Consider the following 17,714-nt stretch of genomic DNA (forward strand, 5'->3'; position numbering starts at 1 on the left):
AGGAGAAATGCAATGACGCAGGAAGCCAACAATCCAGGCACCACAGCCCGCGAACTCGAACTCGAATGGGCCGCTGATCCACGCTGGGAAGGTGTCCGGCGGGACTACCAGGCCGCCGACGTCGTACGCCTTCGCGGCCGTGTCCAGGAGGAACACACGCTGGCCCGCCGCGGTGCTGAAAAGCTGTGGGAACAACTCACAACGCAGTCGCAAACCGGCGAATACACCCACGCGCTTGGTGCGTTGACGGGCAACCAGGCAGTTCAGCAGGTCAAGGCCGGGCTGAAGGCCATCTATCTGTCCGGCTGGCAGGTCGCCGCCGACGCGAACCTTGCCGGGCAGACCTACCCGGACCAGTCGCTCTACCCCGCGAACTCGGTTCCCCAGGTGGTGAGGCGCATCAACAACGCGCTGCTGCGGGCGGACCAGATCGAATGGGCAGAGGGCACGCAATCTGTGGAGGACTGGCTGGTGCCGATCATCGCCGATGCAGAGGCAGGTTTCGGCGGGCCGCTGAATGCCTACGAACTGATGAAGTCCATGATCACGGCCGGCGCCGCAGGCGTGCACTGGGAGGACCAGCTCGCGTCCGAGAAGAAGTGCGGCCACCTCGGCGGGAAGGTCCTGATTCCCACGCAGCAGCACGTCCGCACCCTCAACGCAGCTCGCCTGGCTGCTGACGTCGCCGGGGTTCCCTCAGTGATTGTGGCCCGTACCGATGCGGAAGCCGCCACACTCATCACCTCCGATGTGGATGAGCGGGACCGGCCGTTCCTCACCGGCGGCCGCACTCCTGAAGGGTTCTACGAGGTGCGTAACGGGATTGAGCCGTGCATCGCCCGGGCCCACGCCTACGCACCCTACTCGGACCTGATCTGGATGGAAACCGGAACGCCGGACCTTGACCTGGCACGGCGCTTCGCCGAAGCCGTGAAGGCCGAGTTCCCGGACCAGATGCTGGCCTACAACTGCTCGCCGTCGTTCAATTGGCGCAAGCACCTGGACGACGCGACGATCGCCAAGTTCCAGCGCGAGCTCGGCGCCATGGGCTTCACGTTCCAGTTCATCACCCTCGCCGGCTTCCATGCCCTGAACTACTCGATGTTCGACCTCGCACACGGCTACGCCACCGACGGCATGAGCGCCTACGTGGACCTCCAGCAGCGCGAGTTCGACGCCGAAGCACGCGGCTATACCGCCACCAGGCACCAGCGGGAGGTCGGCACCGGCTACTTCGACCAGGTAGCCAGCGCCCTCAATCCCACCGGCAGCACCCTCGCCCTGGCCGGCTCCACCGAGTCGCAGCAGTTCCACTAAACCCTTCCCCGTCGAGTTGGCAGGACACACCTTTTATGGGCACCCTTTCACGGCGTGTCCTGCCAACTCGATGACATAGACCCAGGAGCACCTCATGAACATCAACGGCATCACACTGACCGCACCGCCGATCCCCCGCCAGCACGAGATCCTCACCCCCGAAGCGCTTGAGTTCCTCCGCCGGCTCCACACCGCAGCCGAGCCACGCCGCCAGGAGCTGCTGCAGCGCAGGCGGGAAACCCGCAGCCGCATCGCCCGCGGCGAGGATCCCGGTTTCCTGCCCCATACCGCGCACATAAGGAACGACGACGGCTGGCAGGTTGCGCCGCCGGCTCCCGGCCTGGAGGACCGCCGGGTGGAGATCACCGGCCCCGTTGACCGGAAGATGACCGTCAACGCCCTGAACTCGGGCGCGAACGTGTGGCTCGCGGACCTTGAGGACTCTTTGACGCCCACCTGGTCCAACGTCATCAACGCACAACTGAACCTGCAGGACGCCCTGAACCGCCGCATCGATTTCACCACCGAGGAGGGCAAGGAGTACCGGCTGGGCGAGAAGTTGCCCACCGTAGTTTTGCGCCCCCGCGGCTGGCACCTGCCGGAGCAGCACCTGCTGATCGACGGCGAACCTGTCTCCGGTGGCATCGTAGATTTCGGGCTCCACTTCTTCCACAACGCCCGCACCCTCATCGAACAGGGACGCGGACCGTACTTCTACCTGCCCAAACTGGAGAACCATCTCGAGGCCCGGCTGTGGAACGACGTCTTCATCCAGGCGCAGGAAATCCTCGGCATCCCACGCGGGACTATCCGTGCGACGGTGCTGATTGAGACCATCACCGCTGCGTTCGAGATGGAGGAGATCCTCTACGAACTGCGCGAGCACTCCTCCGGCCTGAACGCCGGCCGCTGGGATTACATCTTCTCCATCATCAAGAACTTCCGCCTCCGCGGACCGCGTTTCGTCCTCCCGGACCGCACCATGGTGACCATGACCGCACCCTTCATGCGCGCCTACACCGAGCAGCTGGTACGGGCGTGCCATCGACGCGGGGCACATGCCATCGGAGGCATGTCAGCATTCGTACCGAACCGGCGCGACGAAGCGGCCAACGCCGTCGCACTCGAAAAGGTGCACACGGACAAGATGCGCGAGGCCTCAGACGGTTTCGATGGCTCCTGGGTGGCCCATCCGGACCTGGTGCCGGCGGCGAAGGCCGTGTTCGACGTCGTTCTTGGCGACCGGGCGAACCAGCTGAAGAAGCAACGCACCGACGTCGTTCCTGATGACCGCGCCCTCCTGGACCTCACCGGCACGCAGGGACTGATCACTGAGGCAGGAGTCCGCACCAACCTGGAAGTCGGCGTGCGCTACCTTGAGACGTGGCTGCGCGGAAACGGTGCGGTGACGCTGAAGAACCTGATGGAGGATGCCGCGACCGCAGAGATCTCCCGCTCGCAGATCTGGCAGTGGATCCACGTTCACGCCGTGACGGACACGGGCGAGATCGTTACGCGCAAATGGGTGTCGGAGCTGTTGGAGGAGGAGTTCGGGCGGCTGCCCCGCTTCGACGAGGACCGGTTCGACGACGCCCGCCGGCTCTTCGAAGAGGTGGCCCTTGGCGATGAGTTCCCGGAGTTCCTGACGCTTCCCGCGTACGGTCGGCATCTCTGCGCCGGCAGGCTCCCTGCACCTGCGCTGCAGCGGTAGCCCTCCACATTCGAGTCAGTAGAAATAGCTGAAATCTCGCGATAGATCAGCTATTTCTGCTGACTCGATACATGGGGTGACTTAGCCCTCCGGCGTTGCGCTGGCGGTAGAGGGCAACTCACAGACCAAACCACCCGGTTCGGGGTTGACTTCCTCGGCGGGCACCAGTGCCTCATATTCCGATCCGAGTACGACGTCGACGGTTGCTTCCGTGCGATCGTCCTCCACGTATACCGACCCGGGAATGATCCTCTGCAGGGTGAACGCCGGTGCGTAACCTGTGGGACCGGAGATCACAATGGCGGTCATGTTGCTGCGGACAACCGAACGGTTCCCGATGGCCCCTACGGTGAAGCCGCGTTCTTCGAGTGCCGCGGCGCCGTTGCCGGCCAGGCCCTCAATGCTCGTGCTGTTCAGGACGTTCACAGTGACAGTCGCAGGGTCAACCAGGTCAAAGGGGCCGCCCGGGCAAGCGGCGGCGGGTTCAGAACTGGGCTCGTTGGCGGTGAGCTGAATGTCGCCGCGAGCCAATGCCAACGCAAACAGGACTGCTGCAGTTAACAGCCCCACCAGTAGGACCAACACCACACCGTGCCTGAGCCTGCGCATGTAGATGTGCGGGCGTTCCACGTTGCCGTCGTCGGCAAATACTGTGTCGAGGTCATTCTCGGTGACTATCCGGTGGCCATGCCATTCGATCGGGTTCTTCTTGGACCGGACAGGCTTCTGCTTCGGTTTCCTAGCCATCGATCACGAGCACGCGTGCGTGCAGGATTGTGCGCTGGTGAAGCGCGGTGCGGACTGCGCGGTGGAGGCCGTCCTCCAGGTACAGGGTGTCATTCCACTGCACCACGTGCGGGAAGAGATCACCGAAGAACGTCGAATCTTCTGCAAGCAGAGCCTCGAGGTCGAGGGTGGTTTTGGTGGTGACAAGTTCATCCAGCCGAACCTGACGTGGGGCGACGTTGGCCCAGTCCTTTGGGGTCACGTGTCCGTGGTCGGGATAGGGGCGTCCGTCACTGACTGCTTTGAAGATCACCAATACAGCCTAGGCAAGATATTGCCGCAAGGGAACGTACGTGTCCGCGCGCCCACCTGTCGTGGCCAAAAGGTTACGCCGAAAGCCTCAGGAGGCCGTGATCGGAATAGTGCGGGTAGCCATGATCCGGCCGGTGATCCAGTCCTCCCATTCGATCCGCAGGAAGTACTGCCCGGGCGTCTTGGGGTGCAGCAGCATGTCGTAACGCTCGGCCGCGCCGTAGGCGAGCCGGCTGGTGTGCAGCGGGTAGCCGGACTGTGCGCAGGTTGGCGAGGGCTGCCCGGGCATGGACGTGTCGCGGAAGGGCCTGCCATCGTGCGAGATCAGTTCCGCGATCTTTACCTCAGCTCCGGTCGCATCCGTGAAGTAGATCGTGTTCGGTAGGTAGTTGCCGTTGACCGTGCGCAGCAGCGTCGGTTTGCGTGGGCCGCCGTCAACATTCGCGCGAAGGTGCGAGAGGCTCCAGACCCTTTCCCTGCCCGCTGGACGCCTCGCGAGTTCGCCGCCAAGCACGTAGAAGTGTGTGGGCTCAAACCGGTTGAGTCCGGCGTCCTCCCCCGAGAGGCCTTCGGCGTGGTTCATTTCATGCCACCGCGGGTCCAGCGAGTAAGGGGTCAGCAGCGCTTCCGTATCGATATCGTATTCCGGGCCGTCCACGAATGCCCGCCTCGAGCCGGGACTTACCGGGTAGGCGGGATGCACCACGGGGTCTATCACCAGCGGGCCGAACATGCCCATCTGCACATGCAGCGGCGTATTCACGTGACAGTGGTAGAAATACGTGCCGGCGGCCCCGTAGTTGGGATCGCCTGGCCGCCCGGCCTCCGGTTGGAACTGATACGTGTAGCGGCCGTCCACCTCGAACGAAGTGTGCCCCACGCCGTCGTTACGGGGATCTGGTTCCATGCCGTGCCAGTGGATGGTGTGCGGGCCCTTGCTCGGGTGAACCGTGGCGTGGAAAACCTTGCCCTCTTCCAGGCGGAGCAACGGTGCCGGAAAACCGCGTTCATACCGTTCGTCCTCGAAGCTCCACATCTCGAATTCGGCGCCGTCGTCCATGCGCAGGTCCCGGCTGTGGAAGTCGAGTTCGACGGCGAGCGCAGGCGTCTGCGGAAACTCCGTGACGGGGTCGTTGACTTCGAGCTGGTCCGAACTGAAGTCCACCTGACTGCGGAAGCGGTGGCTCAGCGTTCCTTCCGGTGCCTGGGCTGGCGGCTCGGTAGGTTCGGCGCTCTCGGACGGCGTCGCTGTGGCGGTGGCGGTGGCAGCGGCCGACGACGACGGCTTGGCCGTCGCGCTCGACTTGTCGCTTGCGGTAGGCCCATCCGACGGCGACGGCATGGCGGTCGCCGTCGGCTTCACCGTCGTGGGCCGCGGGCTCGGCGAGGGTTTACGCGTTGTGGGCTTCGCCGTCGGGCTTGGCTTTCGTGAGGGCGTGGGTGACGGCGTGGGCCGTTGCCGTCGTCGCTCGGCCTCGGGCCGTCGCTCCTCCTCACGCTTCCGCTCGGCCGCCTCCCGGCGCTCCGTCTCACGCCGTCGCTCGGCTTCCCGACGACGTTCGGCTTCCCGTCGCTGCTCCACTTCCCGTCGTCGTTCTTCCTCCCGTCGGCGCCGCGCAGCGAGTTCCTGCTGCCGTTCGACGGCTCGCACGGATCGGCGGGAGTCACGGTCCGATCGCCGCTCGGAGCGTCCGCGGTTGAAGATACTCATTCCGCACCTCCCGAATTGGGGCCTTTGAGGGTCCAGTGGGCAACCAGGCCGCCCGGGTAGAGGCCGCCGGCGGCGGTCTGCGTCGGCTCGGCGTGGCAGTGCATCGGGTAGACCCAGTCGCCGGTGCGTGCGAACCACACGGGATCAATCGCGTCCGGCGGCCGTTTGATGGGGATGATGCAGTCCTTGCGGTCCATCGGCTCGAGTTCGACGACGTCTTCCCACTGCTGCAACACCACGTGACCGTCGGCGTCGACAAAGCCCTCATGGCGCGGCCAGTCAACATTGTTCCGTCGCACCGTCCAGATGTGGTTCCCGTGGAAGTGCATCTGGTGGAAGACGATTCCGGGATTGATCAGACGCACCAACTGCCCGCCACGGAGGGTGCCGACTTCGGATCCCTCCCCGAATTGCCGCACGTCGAGCTGCCTCGGGTAACCGGAGATCAGCGTCTCTTCCTCGCTGGCGAGGTTGAGGGCGTCGTCGAACGTGATTCCCAGGGACTCGAAACCGCTGCGGCCATTAAGCGTGAAGTACCGCGGAACGGCCCGTTGCTGTGCGGGATTTACGGTCTGGCCGGCGGCTTCCAGGGCGGCCCAGCGCGGCTCGATCGCATGACAGATCCACACCCACTGCCGTTCGAACGAGGCCCGGTCCGTCGCGATATCCCACCGGCAGTCCGGGTCCATCACCACCAGCACCCCGAACAGGCCGAGCACCCGCTCCACCGGGGCGTTCGTGGGGTCCGCGAAGATGTACGTTCCGGGCTCGGGGCACGGAAACTCCAGGGTAGCCACGGCGTCCGGGGCTATGGGCCCGGTGGTGAGGTCGCCGCCGTCGGGCCCTGCACCGTGCAGCGTGAACGTGTGGGGTTTGCCCAACCGGTTCTGGATCCGGAAGCGAAGGGTACTTCCCCACTCGGCAATGATGGTGCGCTCCGGGAAGAAGCTCGCCCAGTACTCGCGGAAGATGAAGAACTGGCCGGGGTTGGCCGCGTCCGGACTGAACGGAGCCGGTGTCCCGCGGGGCGGCAGGGGCGCGCCGAGCGGGTAGCTGCGGCTCGGAACCACCGCACCGTCCGCAGTGATGACCGTGGATGGCATGCGGAGGCTGGGGTTGGGGTCGTCAACGTCGGTGGGCCTGCTGCCGAAGCCACGATGGTAGACGAGGGTGTCGTCCACCATTTTCAGGTAGCCCTCGTTGATGTAGAGGTCCAGCACGCCGGGGATCGGGGCGAGGGCGAGCGGTAGCGGTGTCCGCGCCGTCCGCTGGGGCGGTGCCGACGGGACCAGCGGGAGTGCCGAGAACCCCAGCCCGGCGGCGGCCCCCAGTTTGAGGAGGTCGCCCCGGGCGAGGATTTCGGGAGGTACTTGCTCAGGCATGGTCGCCCTCCAGGGAGCCGGGTCGCAAAGAAATATTCGGAAGGGCAAGGGTCAGAGGCTCGCCGCCTCTGGGGTCGATGAACTGTCCCGCCAGCCGCGTGGCGCCGATGGGAACCAGGTAGCTGATCCAGTAGTTGCGGCTGGAACCAGCGGCGAGGACATCCTTCAGCACGTCCGCGGCGCGGTTGGTCACTGTGATCGACTCCCCGACCATCAGCCGGAGCTGCCCGGCAGCAAAGAGCACGTTCCGCGGCGAGGTGTTGCGTACCTCGAGCTTCACGGCCACATGCTCTCCCCAGGTGTGGTTGAAGGGCTGGAGTGCAGATCCTGGCGGCGCTCCGCTGTGTGCTGCGTGGGAGGCGCCCGGGTTCGTTCCCGCCAGGCGAGCCTGCCGCTCGGCGGCCACTATGCGAACGGCACCGAACGACGTCGGAACCTCCTCGGTGCCGCCGGTTGCGGACACTATGGTCCACCCCGCTACGGCGCCTACCGTGCCGGCACCGATCAGGATGCCAAATACTCTCCGCGTCAGCCCGTTGGGATTATCGGCTGCCTCCCCAGGCAATAGGTCAGCCGCATCCCGCCCGGGCGCCGCGATGTCCTCGATTGTCATCGCTTGCCTTTGCTGTCTTGCGTGGATGCTGCAGGCTGTAATTGTCGGTTCGTGACCTTGGGGAAACCCTGCACAGCACCGTCTTGGTGAACCGTCACCGATTTCGTGCGGGCGCGCAGTTCGCCGGATACTGGGGCGGTGACTTCCTCCGTACCTGTTTCTGCTCCGATGGGCCTGCTGCTCGACGTCGATGGGCCGGTGGCCAGCCCCGTTTCACGGACGGTCCGTCCGGAGATCATCAACGCGCTGCTGGCTCTGGCCGGCGCCGGATGGCCGGTCATCTTCAACACCGGGCGCTCGGATGCCTTCATCCGCGATGAGGTCATGACGCCGATGCTCGCTGCCGGTATCCCGGACGGCATCACGTTCCATGCCATCTGCGAGAAGGGCTCTACGTGGTTCAGCTTCAGCGCCGATGGGCCTACGGACCTTCATATCGATGAGAGCCTCGCGCTGCCCGCCGAGTTCGGTGATGAGGTTCGGAGGCTCGTGGAGGAGCAGTTCGCGGACCATATGTTCTTCGACGAGACCAAGCGGGCCATGGTTTCGATCGAGCAGCGGGTGGACGTCGGCAACGAGGACTATCTGGACCGGCAAGGCCCGTTCGATGAAGCAGTGCTGGGGATCATGCAGCATTTCGACATGGGCGTCTGCCGGCTCTCACACCATCTCCCGGACAGCGATGACAGCATCGACTACCGCGTGGATCCCACCATCATCTCCACGGACATCGAATCGGTCCGGGTGGGCAAGGACCTCGGTGCGGAGCGCGCGCTGGGGTTGCTGGACGAGGATATCCCGCTTCACTGGCGCACGGTCGGCGACTCCCGGACCGACTACGCCATGGCCGACTACCTGCACGAGCACGGCTACAGTGTGGCGCACGTGGACGTCCGGCCCGCGGATGGTGTGCCGGAGAAGCCCTACCCCGTCCTTACGGAGGGGGATCTCACGCACGACGACGCCGGCGCCGCCTTCCTGCTTCGCTGCGCCGACACGCTACTTACCTCATCGAGTCAGCAGGAATAGCTAACTTTCCGCCGGATTCTGGTCATTGCTACTGACTCGATGCGAGGAGTCAGGACGTAAGCGCCTTCTCGATCGCGGTGACCACTTCCTCCGAGTCCGGCTCGACGGTGGGGGCGAACCGCGCGACCACGGCGCCGTCGTCGTTCACCAGGAATTTTTCGAAGTTCCATTTCACAAAACCCGGCAGGATGCCGTTCTTGAACTTGGTGAGCTCGGCGTAGAGCGGGTGCTGGTTGCGGCCGCGGACGTCGGTCTTCCTGGTCAGCGGGAAGGTCACGTCGAAGGTGCTTGAGCAGAAGGCCTGGATGTCTTCGTCCGTGCCCGGTTCCTGGCTGAGGAACTGGTTGCTCGGTACGCCAAGCACAACGAAGTCCTTCCCGGCGTACTTGCGATGGAGCTTTTCGAGGGCCTTATATTGCGGCGTGAAACCGCATTGGGAGGCCACATTTACCACCAGCACGGTCTTGCCCTTGAATTCGCCGAAGCTCCTTTCGGAGCCGTCGATCATGGTCAGTGGGATGTCGTGCAGGTTCTGGGCGGGCACGCGGGCTCCTTCGTGGGTGTTTGTGCGACTTCGCAACTGGTTCGTTGACGGGGCCGGATTGGATGGGCTGCCCCGCGCCGCGATACGCCGCATACTGGAGCCATGGTTTCACCTTTGACCCGCCTTCGCGTGGAGCTGAAGAACACCTTTACCGGCGCCGGCGCTGAACCGCCCCGCTGGACGGAGGAACTGGCCGAGGGCGACGACGTCGGCTACTTCTCCCCCGATTCCGCGGTCTGGGCGGTGCACGGTTCAATGACGCCTACTGTCGGCGGCATCCGCGCGCTCCTGTTGCAGGCGCTGCATCCGGGCGCGATGGCCGGTGTCTATGCACACTCCGACTTTCGAGACGATCCCCTGGGCCGGCTCGCCAACACCATCCGCTGGATCTTCACAGTGACCTATGGATCCACCGATGCCGCCCGCGACGCCTCCGGCTGGGTGCGTCGGCTGCATGAGAAGGTGACCGGAACTTATGTGGGAGCTGACGGCGTCAAGCATCCCTACAGCGCGAACGATCCGCATTTGCTGCGCTGGGTTCATTTGGCGTTCACGGACGCCTTCCTCGCGGCGCACCAACGGTATGGGCTCCGGTTTCCGGGGGGCGCTGACGAGTACGTCGAACAGTGGGCGGTAGCCGGTGAACTCATGGGGGTTTCCGATCCGCCGCGGAGCGTTGCTGAACTGCGAGCCCAACTGGCAAAGTACGACGACGAACTCGCTTCAAGCGACCAGGTCCAGGACGCGCTGGTCTACATCAAACGTCCGCCCCTTCCGCGGTCGCAGCGGCTCGGCTATCGGATCCTGTTCGCCGGCGCCGTAGCCACGTTGACACCTCGGCAGCGCGAACTGCTTGGGCTAAGGCTGCCCCATCTGGGGCCGGTCAGGCTGCCCGTGAAGCCGGCAGTGATGCTGGTGCTGGGCGTCCTCAAGCTGGGCCTGGGACGGCAGGGGCCAAGTGAGGGGGCGGCCTTGCGGCGGATCCGGCGGGTGACGGGTTAGTGGTGCGGCTTGTGTCTGGCCGGGTTGTGCCTGGCGAGGTTGTGTCTGGCCGGGTTGTGCCCGCGCGCAACGTCCTGAACCGCGTTCCGGCTTTGCTGACGCGTTACGGACCAGCGACCGGGTCCTTTCGGTGTCATTCAGCCGGAATGCGTTTATACATCCGTAGTGCGTCGCTCCAGAAACAGGTTCACCCCGGTCCGAGGACCGGGGTGAACCTGTATGGAAAAGCGGAGGATGGGGGATTTGAACCCCCGAGGGCGTTAACCCAACACGCGTTCCAGGCGTGCGCCATAGGCCGCTAGGCGAATCCTCCTAATTTGGAGCAGATACCAGAATACCCAAACAACGGTGAACCGCCGAATCCGTGCGCATCGGCTCAACCACTGCGCTCCTTGGATCGATCCCCGCGCTGCCGCATACTCAAGGCATGGACGGCACCCGTACGCCTCTGAGAACTGCGCAGCTACACCGGCGCAGGACAGATGTGCCGGTATTCCTGGCGGCGGGAACCCTGGCCCTGGTCCTCACTGTCACCAGCTGGGAGTACGGCTACCACCGCGATGAGTTGTACTTCCGGATGCTCGAACCCGCGTGGGGCTACGTGGACCAGCCGCCGCTCAGTCCCCTCCTCGTACAGTTCCTGAGTGAAATCGTGGACGAGGTCTGGTTCATCCGCATACCGGCAACCCTCGCGGCGGCGGCCTCGGTTCTCGTCGTCGCTTTGATCACCCGCGAGCTCGGCGGCAACAGCACAGCGCAAACCCTGTGCGCGTGGGCCTTCGCCTTCGCGTCGATGCCCCTGCTGATGGGGCACGTGATGCTGACAGCCTCGTTCGATCTGTTCGTGTGGCCCGCCGTCTGCCTGTTGATCCTCCGTGCGATTCTCCGCGGCGAAGACCGTTGGTGGCTCGCCGCCGGCGTCCTGGTGGGCCTCAGCATGTACAATAAGCTGCTCATCGCGGGACTGCTCATCTCCCTCGCACTGGGACTCCTGGTTGCCGGACCAAGACGAATGCTCTGGTCTAAGGGAGCGTTGGTGGCCGCCGTCGTCGCGCTGGTGATCGGCTCCCCGAACCTCATCTACCAGGCGTTGAACGACTGGCCGCAGCTCGCCATGGGCGCCGCTCTCACGGAAAACAACGCCGGGGAGGTACGCGTTCTGATGTGGCCTTTCCTGTTCCTCCTGCTCGGGCCGCCGCTGGTGCCCGTCTGGGTTGCCGGCATGGTTGCCCTGTTCCGACGCCCACAATGGCGGAAGGCACGGTTCCTGGCGGCAGCGTTCCCGTTCCTCCTTGCCTTCGCTTTCGTTGCGGGCGGACAGATCTACTATCCCTACGGTCTGCTGGCGGTCCTCTTCGCAGCCGGGTGCGTGCCGGTGGCGGAGTTACTGCAGGGGCGTCCGGGCTGGCGCGCGGGTGCGGTTGTCGCCGTCGTCGTGAATTCGGTTGTGTCAGCGGTTATCGCGCTGCCGCTGCTGCCGGTTTCCGTTCTTGGAAACAGCCCTGTCCCCGATATCAATCAGCTCGCCGCGGACCAGGTGGGCTGGCCGAGATATGTGGAGCAGATCGCGGACGTGTACGCGCAACAGCCGGAGGACGCCGTGATCATCACCAGTAACTACGGCGAGGCCGGAGCAGTGGCTCGCTATGGGCCGGAGCTCGGGCTGCCGATGCCCTACAGCGGCCACAACCAGCTGTACTTCGAGGGCGTGCCGCCGGACCGGACGACGACGGCGGTCATCGTCGGCGGGCAGATCCGCATCGTGGCGCAGCAGTTCGAGCGGTGCGAAACTGCTGCGACGCTCGACAATGGAGTTGGCGTGGACAACGAGGAACAGGGCCGGCCGATCACCGTCTGTACCGGCCCGATTGCCCCGTGGAGCGAGCTCTGGCCCGTATTTCGGCACTTCGATTGAGAGCCTGTAGACTATTTCCCGGCCCCTCATGTGGTGTCATCCTGTTGAACTCCCCCAGGACCGGAAGGTAGCAAGGGTAAGCGGGCTCTGGCAGGTGCATGAGGGGTCTTCTCATTTTCGCAGGAGGTGAACCCGTGGGTGCCGGCCGATTCGCACCAAGCCCCAGCGGCGAGCTGCACCTGGGCAACCTGCGTACGGCCATCCTCGCGTGGCTGTTCGCCCGCTCCACCGCCAGGGGTTTCCTGCTGCGCGTCGAGGACCTCGACCGGGTGCGCGCCGGAGCCGAAGCCGCCCAGCTCGCCGAGCTTACCGCCGGCGGGCTTTCCTGGGACGGCGAGGTCAGTCGCCAGAGCGAGCGGCTGCACCATTACGACGACGCCGTCACGCGCCTTCGGAGTAACGGTCACCTTTTCGAGTGCTTCTGCACACGGCGGGACATTGCGGAGGCTGCGTCCGCACCGCACATCCTGCCGGGCCACTATCCCGGTACGTGTCGGAATCTCTCGGAGTCGGAGCGGGAAGCCGCACGCTCGGTCAGGCCTGCAGCCCTCAGGCTGCGTGCCGACGTCGACTCCTACGAGGTCCGCGACCTCCTGCACGGTTCCTACACGGGCGCCGTCGATGACTTTGTTGTGGTGCGGAATGACGGTGTGCCTGCGTACAACCTGGCCGTCGTCGTCGACGATGCGGAACAGGGCATCAACCAGGTGGTGCGCGGCGAGGACCTACTGAGTTCGGCGCCGAGGCAGGCACACCTGGGATCCCTCCTCGAACTGCCGGAAGTGGAGTACGCACACGTCCCGATCGCGCTGAACCCGGAAGGGCGCCGGCTGGCCAAGCGGGATGGTTCGGTCACCCTCGAAACACTCACCGCCCAGGGCTGGGAAGTCCCGCAGATCCGCGCGTTGATTCTCCGCTCGCTGGGCCTTCCGGATACGTCACTTGAGGCTGCGCTTGAGGCGTTTGACCCCGGCGGACTACCCCGGGAACCATGGGTGGTGGACCCCTCCAACCTCTCCTCCACCGATGACGCGGCCGCCGCACCCAACCGATAGAGTTCTTCTGTGAGTACAGCCCTTTACCGCCGATACCGTCCGGAAACTTTCTCCGACGTCATCGGCCAGGAGCACGTCACCGAACCTTTGATGACGGCGATTTCCAAGGATCGGGTCAACCACGCCTATCTCTTTTCCGGCCCGCGCGGCTGCGGCAAAACCACCTCCGCCCGGATCCTCGCCCGCTGCCTGAACTGCGCGCAGGGGCCCACGCCTGTTCCGTGCGGCACCTGTGACAGCTGTGTCGCACTGGCACGCAATGGGTCGGGCAGCCTTGACGTCATCGAGATCGACGCCGCTTCCCACGGCGGTGTTGATGACGCCCGTGATCTCCGCGAGCGCGCAACTTTCGCGCCGGTGCGGGATCGCTACAAGATCTTCATCATAGATGAGGCCCACATGGTCACCAGTGCGGGTTTCAACGCGCTGCTGAAGATCGTCGAGGAGCCGCCGGAACACATCAAGTTCATCTTCGCCACCACGGAGCCGGACAAGGTGATCGGCACCATCCGCTCCCGCACCCATCATTACCCGTTCCGGTTGGTGCCGCCCGAACCGCTGATGGCCTACCTGGAGCTGCTGTGCAACCAGGAGAACATTCCGGTGGCTCCCGGGGTGTTGTCGTTGGTTGTTCGTGCCGGCGGCGGCTCGGTCCGCGACTCGCTCTCGGTTCTGGACCAGTTGATGGCAGGGGCCGGTTCGTCCGGGCTGGACTATGAGCTTGCTGTTTCCCTGCTCGGCTACACCCATGCCTCATTGCTCGATGACGTGGTGGACGCCGTCGCCGCTGACGATTCCGCCACGGTTTTCGGAGCCGTGGACCGCGTCATCCAGACAGGCCATGATCCGCGACGTTTCGTTGAGGACCTGCTCGAGCGTTTCCGCGACTTGATCATCGTCAACGCGGTGCCCGACGCCGCGGCCTCCATCCTGCGCGGCGTGCCGGAAGACCAGCTGAACCGTATGCGCACCCAGGCGCAGCAGCTGGGCCGCGCCGAGCTCTCCCGTGCCGCTGACATCACCAACACCGCGCTCACCGAGATGACGGGTGCAACATCGCCGCGCCTCCACCTGGAACTGCTGTGCGCCCGCATCCTGTTGCCCGCGGCGGACCAATCCGAGCAGGGCACCCTCGCCCGGGTGGACCGCATCGAACGCCGTCTCAGTTACGCCAGTGGCCTCCCTGAAACCAGTACGACGACGGCGCCCGCCTCCCCCCAGCCGGTAGCCGGTTCACAGCCTGATGAGGGTTCATCCTCGGCGCCGCCTTCTTCGGGAGCCGGAGCAGCACCCTCCCCGGTGTCGGATTCCCGGCGTGAGAGCGCCGACCCCTCGGCACCTAATGCGCAGGAAGCACCCGTTCCGGCGGAGAAACTGGATCGCACAACAGGTCCGGCGCAGGAACCAGGTGCTGCCGACTGGGGCGGCGGGTGGGGCCTTCCTCCGGAATCGTCCGGTGAGCAGCGCCCAGATGCCCAGCGGTCCAGCCAGCGGACATCGGCACAGGAATCAACGCCGCTGCCCACCGAGCATGCACGCTCAGCGCAGCAGTCGCCGGTGCAACAGCAGGCTTCGCAGCAGTCTCCTCCCGCGGCAACCGTCTCGCAGCAGGGGGACTCCCAGGAGGAGTCCGCATCCCAGCGATCCGCATCGCAACAGCAAGCTACGCCGTCGCAGCCCGACGCAGAGAACTCAGCTCAGGCTTCCACATCCCAGCCTCCCGCACCGCAGGGGACTGATTCGCAGGCTCCCGCTCAGCAGGGCACCGGCCAGATCGAGATGATTCGCCGTGCGTGGCCGGAAATCATGGACGAGTTGGCGAGCATCAAGCGCAGCACCTGGCTCAACGTAAACACAGATGCCAAGCCGAGGGGCTTCAGCGGCAACCAGCTCACTCTGGCGTTCGCGTCGCAGGGCAATGCACTCGGGTTCCAGCGCGGTCAGCACATGGACAACCTGAAGCAAGCCATCAGTAAGGTGCTCGGGCTCAACTGCAGCATCGAAGCGATCCATGACGGCGCCGCGGCAGCGGGTGAACCCGACCCAAAAGTACCTACTAGCCGGGACCAGCCGGCAGACGGTCCCGGTGCTGCGTCTGTGCAGTCGGCGGATCGAGCCAAGGAAACTACCTCCTCTGTCGATGAGGCCTGGGGCCTGCCGTCCGGCGCTCCTAATTCCTCGGGCCGCCCATCCCCTGCGGGTCCTCCGACCAGCGCCGTTGCCTCCCCGGGCAGTCCCTCGCCTGCCGAATCTCCGTCCGACACCGATTCCTCGAGCCGCCCGTCCCCTGCGGATCCGCCGACCAGCTCCGTTGCCTCCTCGGGCAGTCCCTCCCCGGCGCCACCTCCATCCGACGCCCCCGCAGCGCAGCGCCGGGAAGCGTCCTCCACCGGAGCAGGTCTGACAGGCACCACACGGGCACCCAGCGAAACGCCCACGCCAAGCCAGCCGTCCGCCGTCGTCAACGGTGCCGAGTCCGCAAGGGAAGTAACAACCGGGCGCGAGCCCGGGCAGAACAACCAAGGGCCCGCCGAAGCCAAGCAAAACGGGCCGGCCGGCGAGGGTGCCTCCGACGGAGACGAGACCGCGCCCCGCGGACGGTCAACACCCCCAGAGCAAGCAGGCCCTGAATTCCGCGCACCCAAAGGGCGCGCCCCAGCGCCGGCTGAGGTCCCGGCTGAAGCTACCGGGCAGGAGGCCACGGACAAGACCGCGCATCAAGCCCCGCCGGCGAGCAACTGGAGCGTTTCCGAACCACCCCACGATCCGGATGACCCGGGGCCGCAGGAACCCTCGTTCGAGGACGAGCCTCCCTCCCGCCCGAGCCGCTACCAGCAGTTGCTGGACGAGGCCGCGCGAGCCGAAGCGGCGCGGCCTCAGCGACCGGATCGTGGGGCCGTAGACTTGAGCTACGTTGAGGACATACCGAGTGCGGACGATGAAACCCTTGAAGAGTCAGGGCTCGTTGGTCGCCGGGCCATCGAACGGATCCTCAACGGTCGTCTGATTGAAGAGCGGAGCCTCGACCAGTAGACGCCGCCGCAGTCCAGCACCGCCAACAGCTAAGAGAGACCCGTGTACGAAGGCGCAGTTCAGGAGCTCATCGACGAGCTGGGGCGTTTGCCCGGTGTAGGGCCGAAGTCCGCCCAGCGCATCGCCTTCCACATCCTGGAGGCGGACGGCGAAGACATGAAACGGCTCGTCAACTCCATTGTGACGGTCAAAGAGCGGGTGAAGTTCTGCACCATCTGCGGGAACGTCGCCGAGCAGGAAACCTGCGGAATCTGCCGCGACCCCCGACGGGATCCGACAGCCATCTGTGTGGTCGAGGAGTCGAAGGACGTCATCGCGGTCGAGCGCACCAGGTCCTTCCGCGGGAAGTACCACGTGCTCGGAGGCTCCATCAACCCCATCGCCGGAATCGGGCCCGACCAGCTGCGCATCCGCGAACTGTTGAGCCGGCTCTCCGATGACGAGGTTCAGGAAATCATCATCGCAACGGACCCCAACCTCGAAGGTGAGGCAACCGCAACATACCTGGTCCGCATGCTGAAGACGATCGGCATCAAGGTCACCCGCCTGGCATCGGGCCTGCCTGTGGGCGGCGACCTCGAGTACGCCGACGAGATTACCCTCGGCCGCGCCTTCGAGGGCCGCCGCACCGTTTCCTGATGTCGCCCGACTATCCGCAGCCAGTCATCGACTTCTGGCAGACCCGCTTCCCGCCGGACAACACACAGTACGACGACGGCGGCTTCAGCCTCATCGTCAATCCTGACCTCAGCGACAAGCTGCGTGTAATGGTGCTTAGGTCGCCGGATGGGAGCATCAGGGCCGCAGTTACGCCCGAGGTATTCGCCGGCCTGCACCTTTCAGGACCATCAGTCCCGGAAGAGATATTCAGGAACGCACTGGCCTCGGCAGGAATCCTGCTTCACAGCCCTGACCTCTACTTCCACTTCCCAACCTCTGCCCTGCACGACTTGCTGGAGGAGTCGGATCCACCGCATGTGCGGCAACTGAGTTCGGCGGATGCAGGCGCGTTCACCCGGTTCCAATCGAATGCTCCTAGCCCGGACAAGGATGAAGCCTTCGTCGAGCTCGACCACTGGATGGTCTTCGGGGCCTTCGCGGATGGCGATCTAGTGAGCGCAACGAGCACGTACCCGTGGGACGGATCGCGGCTGGCGGACCTCGGCGTACTTACCCTCCCGGCCTTTCGCGGCAGGGGTTACGGCCGTGACGTCGTGCGCGCAATCAGTCGGCAGGCACACCGATTGGGATATGAAACCCAGTACCGCTGCCAACGCGAGAACGAGGCGTCAGCTCGGTTGGCTATCGCGTCAGGCCTCGCGCTGTTCGGCCAGTGGGAAGTCATCGTCCAGCCGCAATCCTGA

Annotated in this window: 15 protein-coding genes, 1 tRNA gene and 1 other RNA gene; 10 read left to right on the plus strand and 7 right to left on the minus strand. The window is 65.1% G+C overall.

What is annotated here, in order from left to right:
• Positions 1-12: 12 nt before the first annotated feature.
• Both aceA and aceB read left to right on the plus strand, forming a co-directional pair.
• Complete coding sequence (gene aceA, locus ACX80C_RS16310) at positions 13-1,317, plus strand: isocitrate lyase (RefSeq protein WP_459327515.1); 1,305 nt, start codon at positions 13-15, stop codon at positions 1,315-1,317.
• A gap of 94 nt (positions 1,318-1,411) precedes the next feature.
• A complete protein-coding gene (gene aceB / locus ACX80C_RS16315; protein WP_459327516.1) occupies positions 1,412-3,028 on the plus strand; it encodes a malate synthase A in 1,617 nt (538 codons plus the stop codon).
• 81 nt (positions 3,029-3,109) lie between these two features.
• On the opposite strand, the gene ACX80C_RS16320 is transcribed toward aceB, so the two are convergent.
• The 5 genes from ACX80C_RS16320 to ACX80C_RS16340 form a co-directional block, all read right to left on the minus strand.
• Complete coding sequence (locus ACX80C_RS16320) at positions 3,110-3,775, minus strand: LytR C-terminal domain-containing protein (protein WP_459327517.1); 666 nt, start codon at positions 3,773-3,775, stop codon at positions 3,110-3,112.
• Positions 3,768-4,067, minus strand: a complete 300-nt coding sequence (locus ACX80C_RS16325) for a type II toxin-antitoxin system VapB family antitoxin (protein ID WP_167990481.1) — start codon at positions 4,065-4,067, stop codon at positions 3,768-3,770. Before ACX80C_RS16325 ends, ACX80C_RS16320 begins: the two co-directional genes overlap by 8 nt.
• A gap of 87 nt (positions 4,068-4,154) precedes the next feature.
• Positions 4,155-5,777 carry a multicopper oxidase domain-containing protein gene (locus ACX80C_RS16330; RefSeq protein WP_459327519.1) on the minus strand — a complete coding sequence of 541 codons (1,623 nt, stop codon included), beginning with the start codon at positions 5,775-5,777 and terminating at the stop codon, positions 4,155-4,157.
• On the minus strand, positions 5,774-7,159 hold the full coding sequence (locus ACX80C_RS16335; protein ID WP_459327520.1) for a multicopper oxidase domain-containing protein: 1,386 nt from the start codon (positions 7,157-7,159) through the stop codon (positions 5,774-5,776). The genes ACX80C_RS16330 and ACX80C_RS16335 overlap by 4 nt, the downstream gene beginning before the upstream one ends.
• Positions 7,152-7,772, minus strand: coding sequence for a hypothetical protein (locus ACX80C_RS16340; RefSeq protein ID WP_459327522.1), 621 nt, complete (start codon positions 7,770-7,772; stop codon positions 7,152-7,154). Before ACX80C_RS16340 ends, ACX80C_RS16335 begins: the two co-directional genes overlap by 8 nt.
• 168 nt (positions 7,773-7,940) lie before the next feature.
• Between ACX80C_RS16340 and ACX80C_RS16345 the strand changes: the two genes are divergently transcribed.
• Positions 7,941-8,801 carry a hypothetical protein gene (locus ACX80C_RS16345; protein ID WP_459327562.1) on the plus strand — a complete coding sequence of 287 codons (861 nt, stop codon included), beginning with the start codon at positions 7,941-7,943 and terminating at the stop codon, positions 8,799-8,801.
• A gap of 49 nt (positions 8,802-8,850) precedes the next feature.
• On the opposite strand, the gene ACX80C_RS16350 is transcribed toward ACX80C_RS16345, so the two are convergent.
• Entirely contained in the window at positions 8,851-9,309 is a 459-nt protein-coding gene (locus ACX80C_RS16350) for a glutathione peroxidase (protein ID WP_459327563.1), read from the minus strand.
• Between the two features lie 138 nt (positions 9,310-9,447).
• Between ACX80C_RS16350 and ACX80C_RS16355 the strand changes: the two genes are divergently transcribed.
• Positions 9,448-10,347: an oxygenase MpaB family protein gene (locus ACX80C_RS16355; RefSeq protein ID WP_459327523.1), complete on the plus strand. Its 900-nt coding sequence runs from the start codon at positions 9,448-9,450 to the stop codon at positions 10,345-10,347.
• A 228-nt stretch (positions 10,348-10,575) separates the two neighbouring features.
• Here the strand turns inward: ACX80C_RS16355 and ACX80C_RS16360 are convergent.
• A tRNA-Ser gene (locus ACX80C_RS16360) sits at positions 10,576-10,660 on the minus strand.
• A 114-nt stretch (positions 10,661-10,774) separates the two neighbouring features.
• Between ACX80C_RS16360 and ACX80C_RS16365 the strand changes: the two genes are divergently transcribed.
• The 6 genes from ACX80C_RS16365 (at position 10,775) to ACX80C_RS16390 (ending at position 17,714) form a co-directional block, all read left to right on the plus strand.
• On the plus strand, positions 10,775-12,262 hold the full coding sequence (locus ACX80C_RS16365; protein ID WP_459327524.1) for a glycosyltransferase family 39 protein: 1,488 nt from the start codon (positions 10,775-10,777) through the stop codon (positions 12,260-12,262).
• A gap of 17 nt (positions 12,263-12,279) precedes the next feature.
• Positions 12,280-12,376: signal recognition particle sRNA small type (gene ffs / locus ACX80C_RS16370), an RNA gene on the plus strand.
• Between the two features lie 20 nt (positions 12,377-12,396).
• Complete coding sequence (gene gluQRS / locus ACX80C_RS16375) at positions 12,397-13,317, plus strand: tRNA glutamyl-Q(34) synthetase GluQRS (RefSeq protein ID WP_459327525.1); 921 nt, start codon at positions 12,397-12,399, stop codon at positions 13,315-13,317.
• A 9-nt stretch (positions 13,318-13,326) separates the two neighbouring features.
• Positions 13,327-16,350, plus strand: coding sequence for a DNA polymerase III subunit gamma and tau (locus ACX80C_RS16380; RefSeq protein WP_459327526.1), 3,024 nt, complete (start codon positions 13,327-13,329; stop codon positions 16,348-16,350).
• Positions 16,351-16,392: 42 nt separating this feature from the next.
• Positions 16,393-16,989, plus strand: coding sequence for a recombination mediator RecR (gene recR / locus ACX80C_RS16385; RefSeq protein WP_167990465.1), 597 nt, complete (start codon positions 16,393-16,395; stop codon positions 16,987-16,989).
• On the plus strand, positions 16,989-17,714 hold the full coding sequence (locus ACX80C_RS16390) for a GNAT family N-acetyltransferase (protein WP_459327527.1): 726 nt from the start codon (positions 16,989-16,991) through the stop codon (positions 17,712-17,714). The genes recR and ACX80C_RS16390 overlap by 1 nt, the downstream gene beginning before the upstream one ends.

It is taken from the genome of Arthrobacter tecti, from assembly GCF_054511355.1.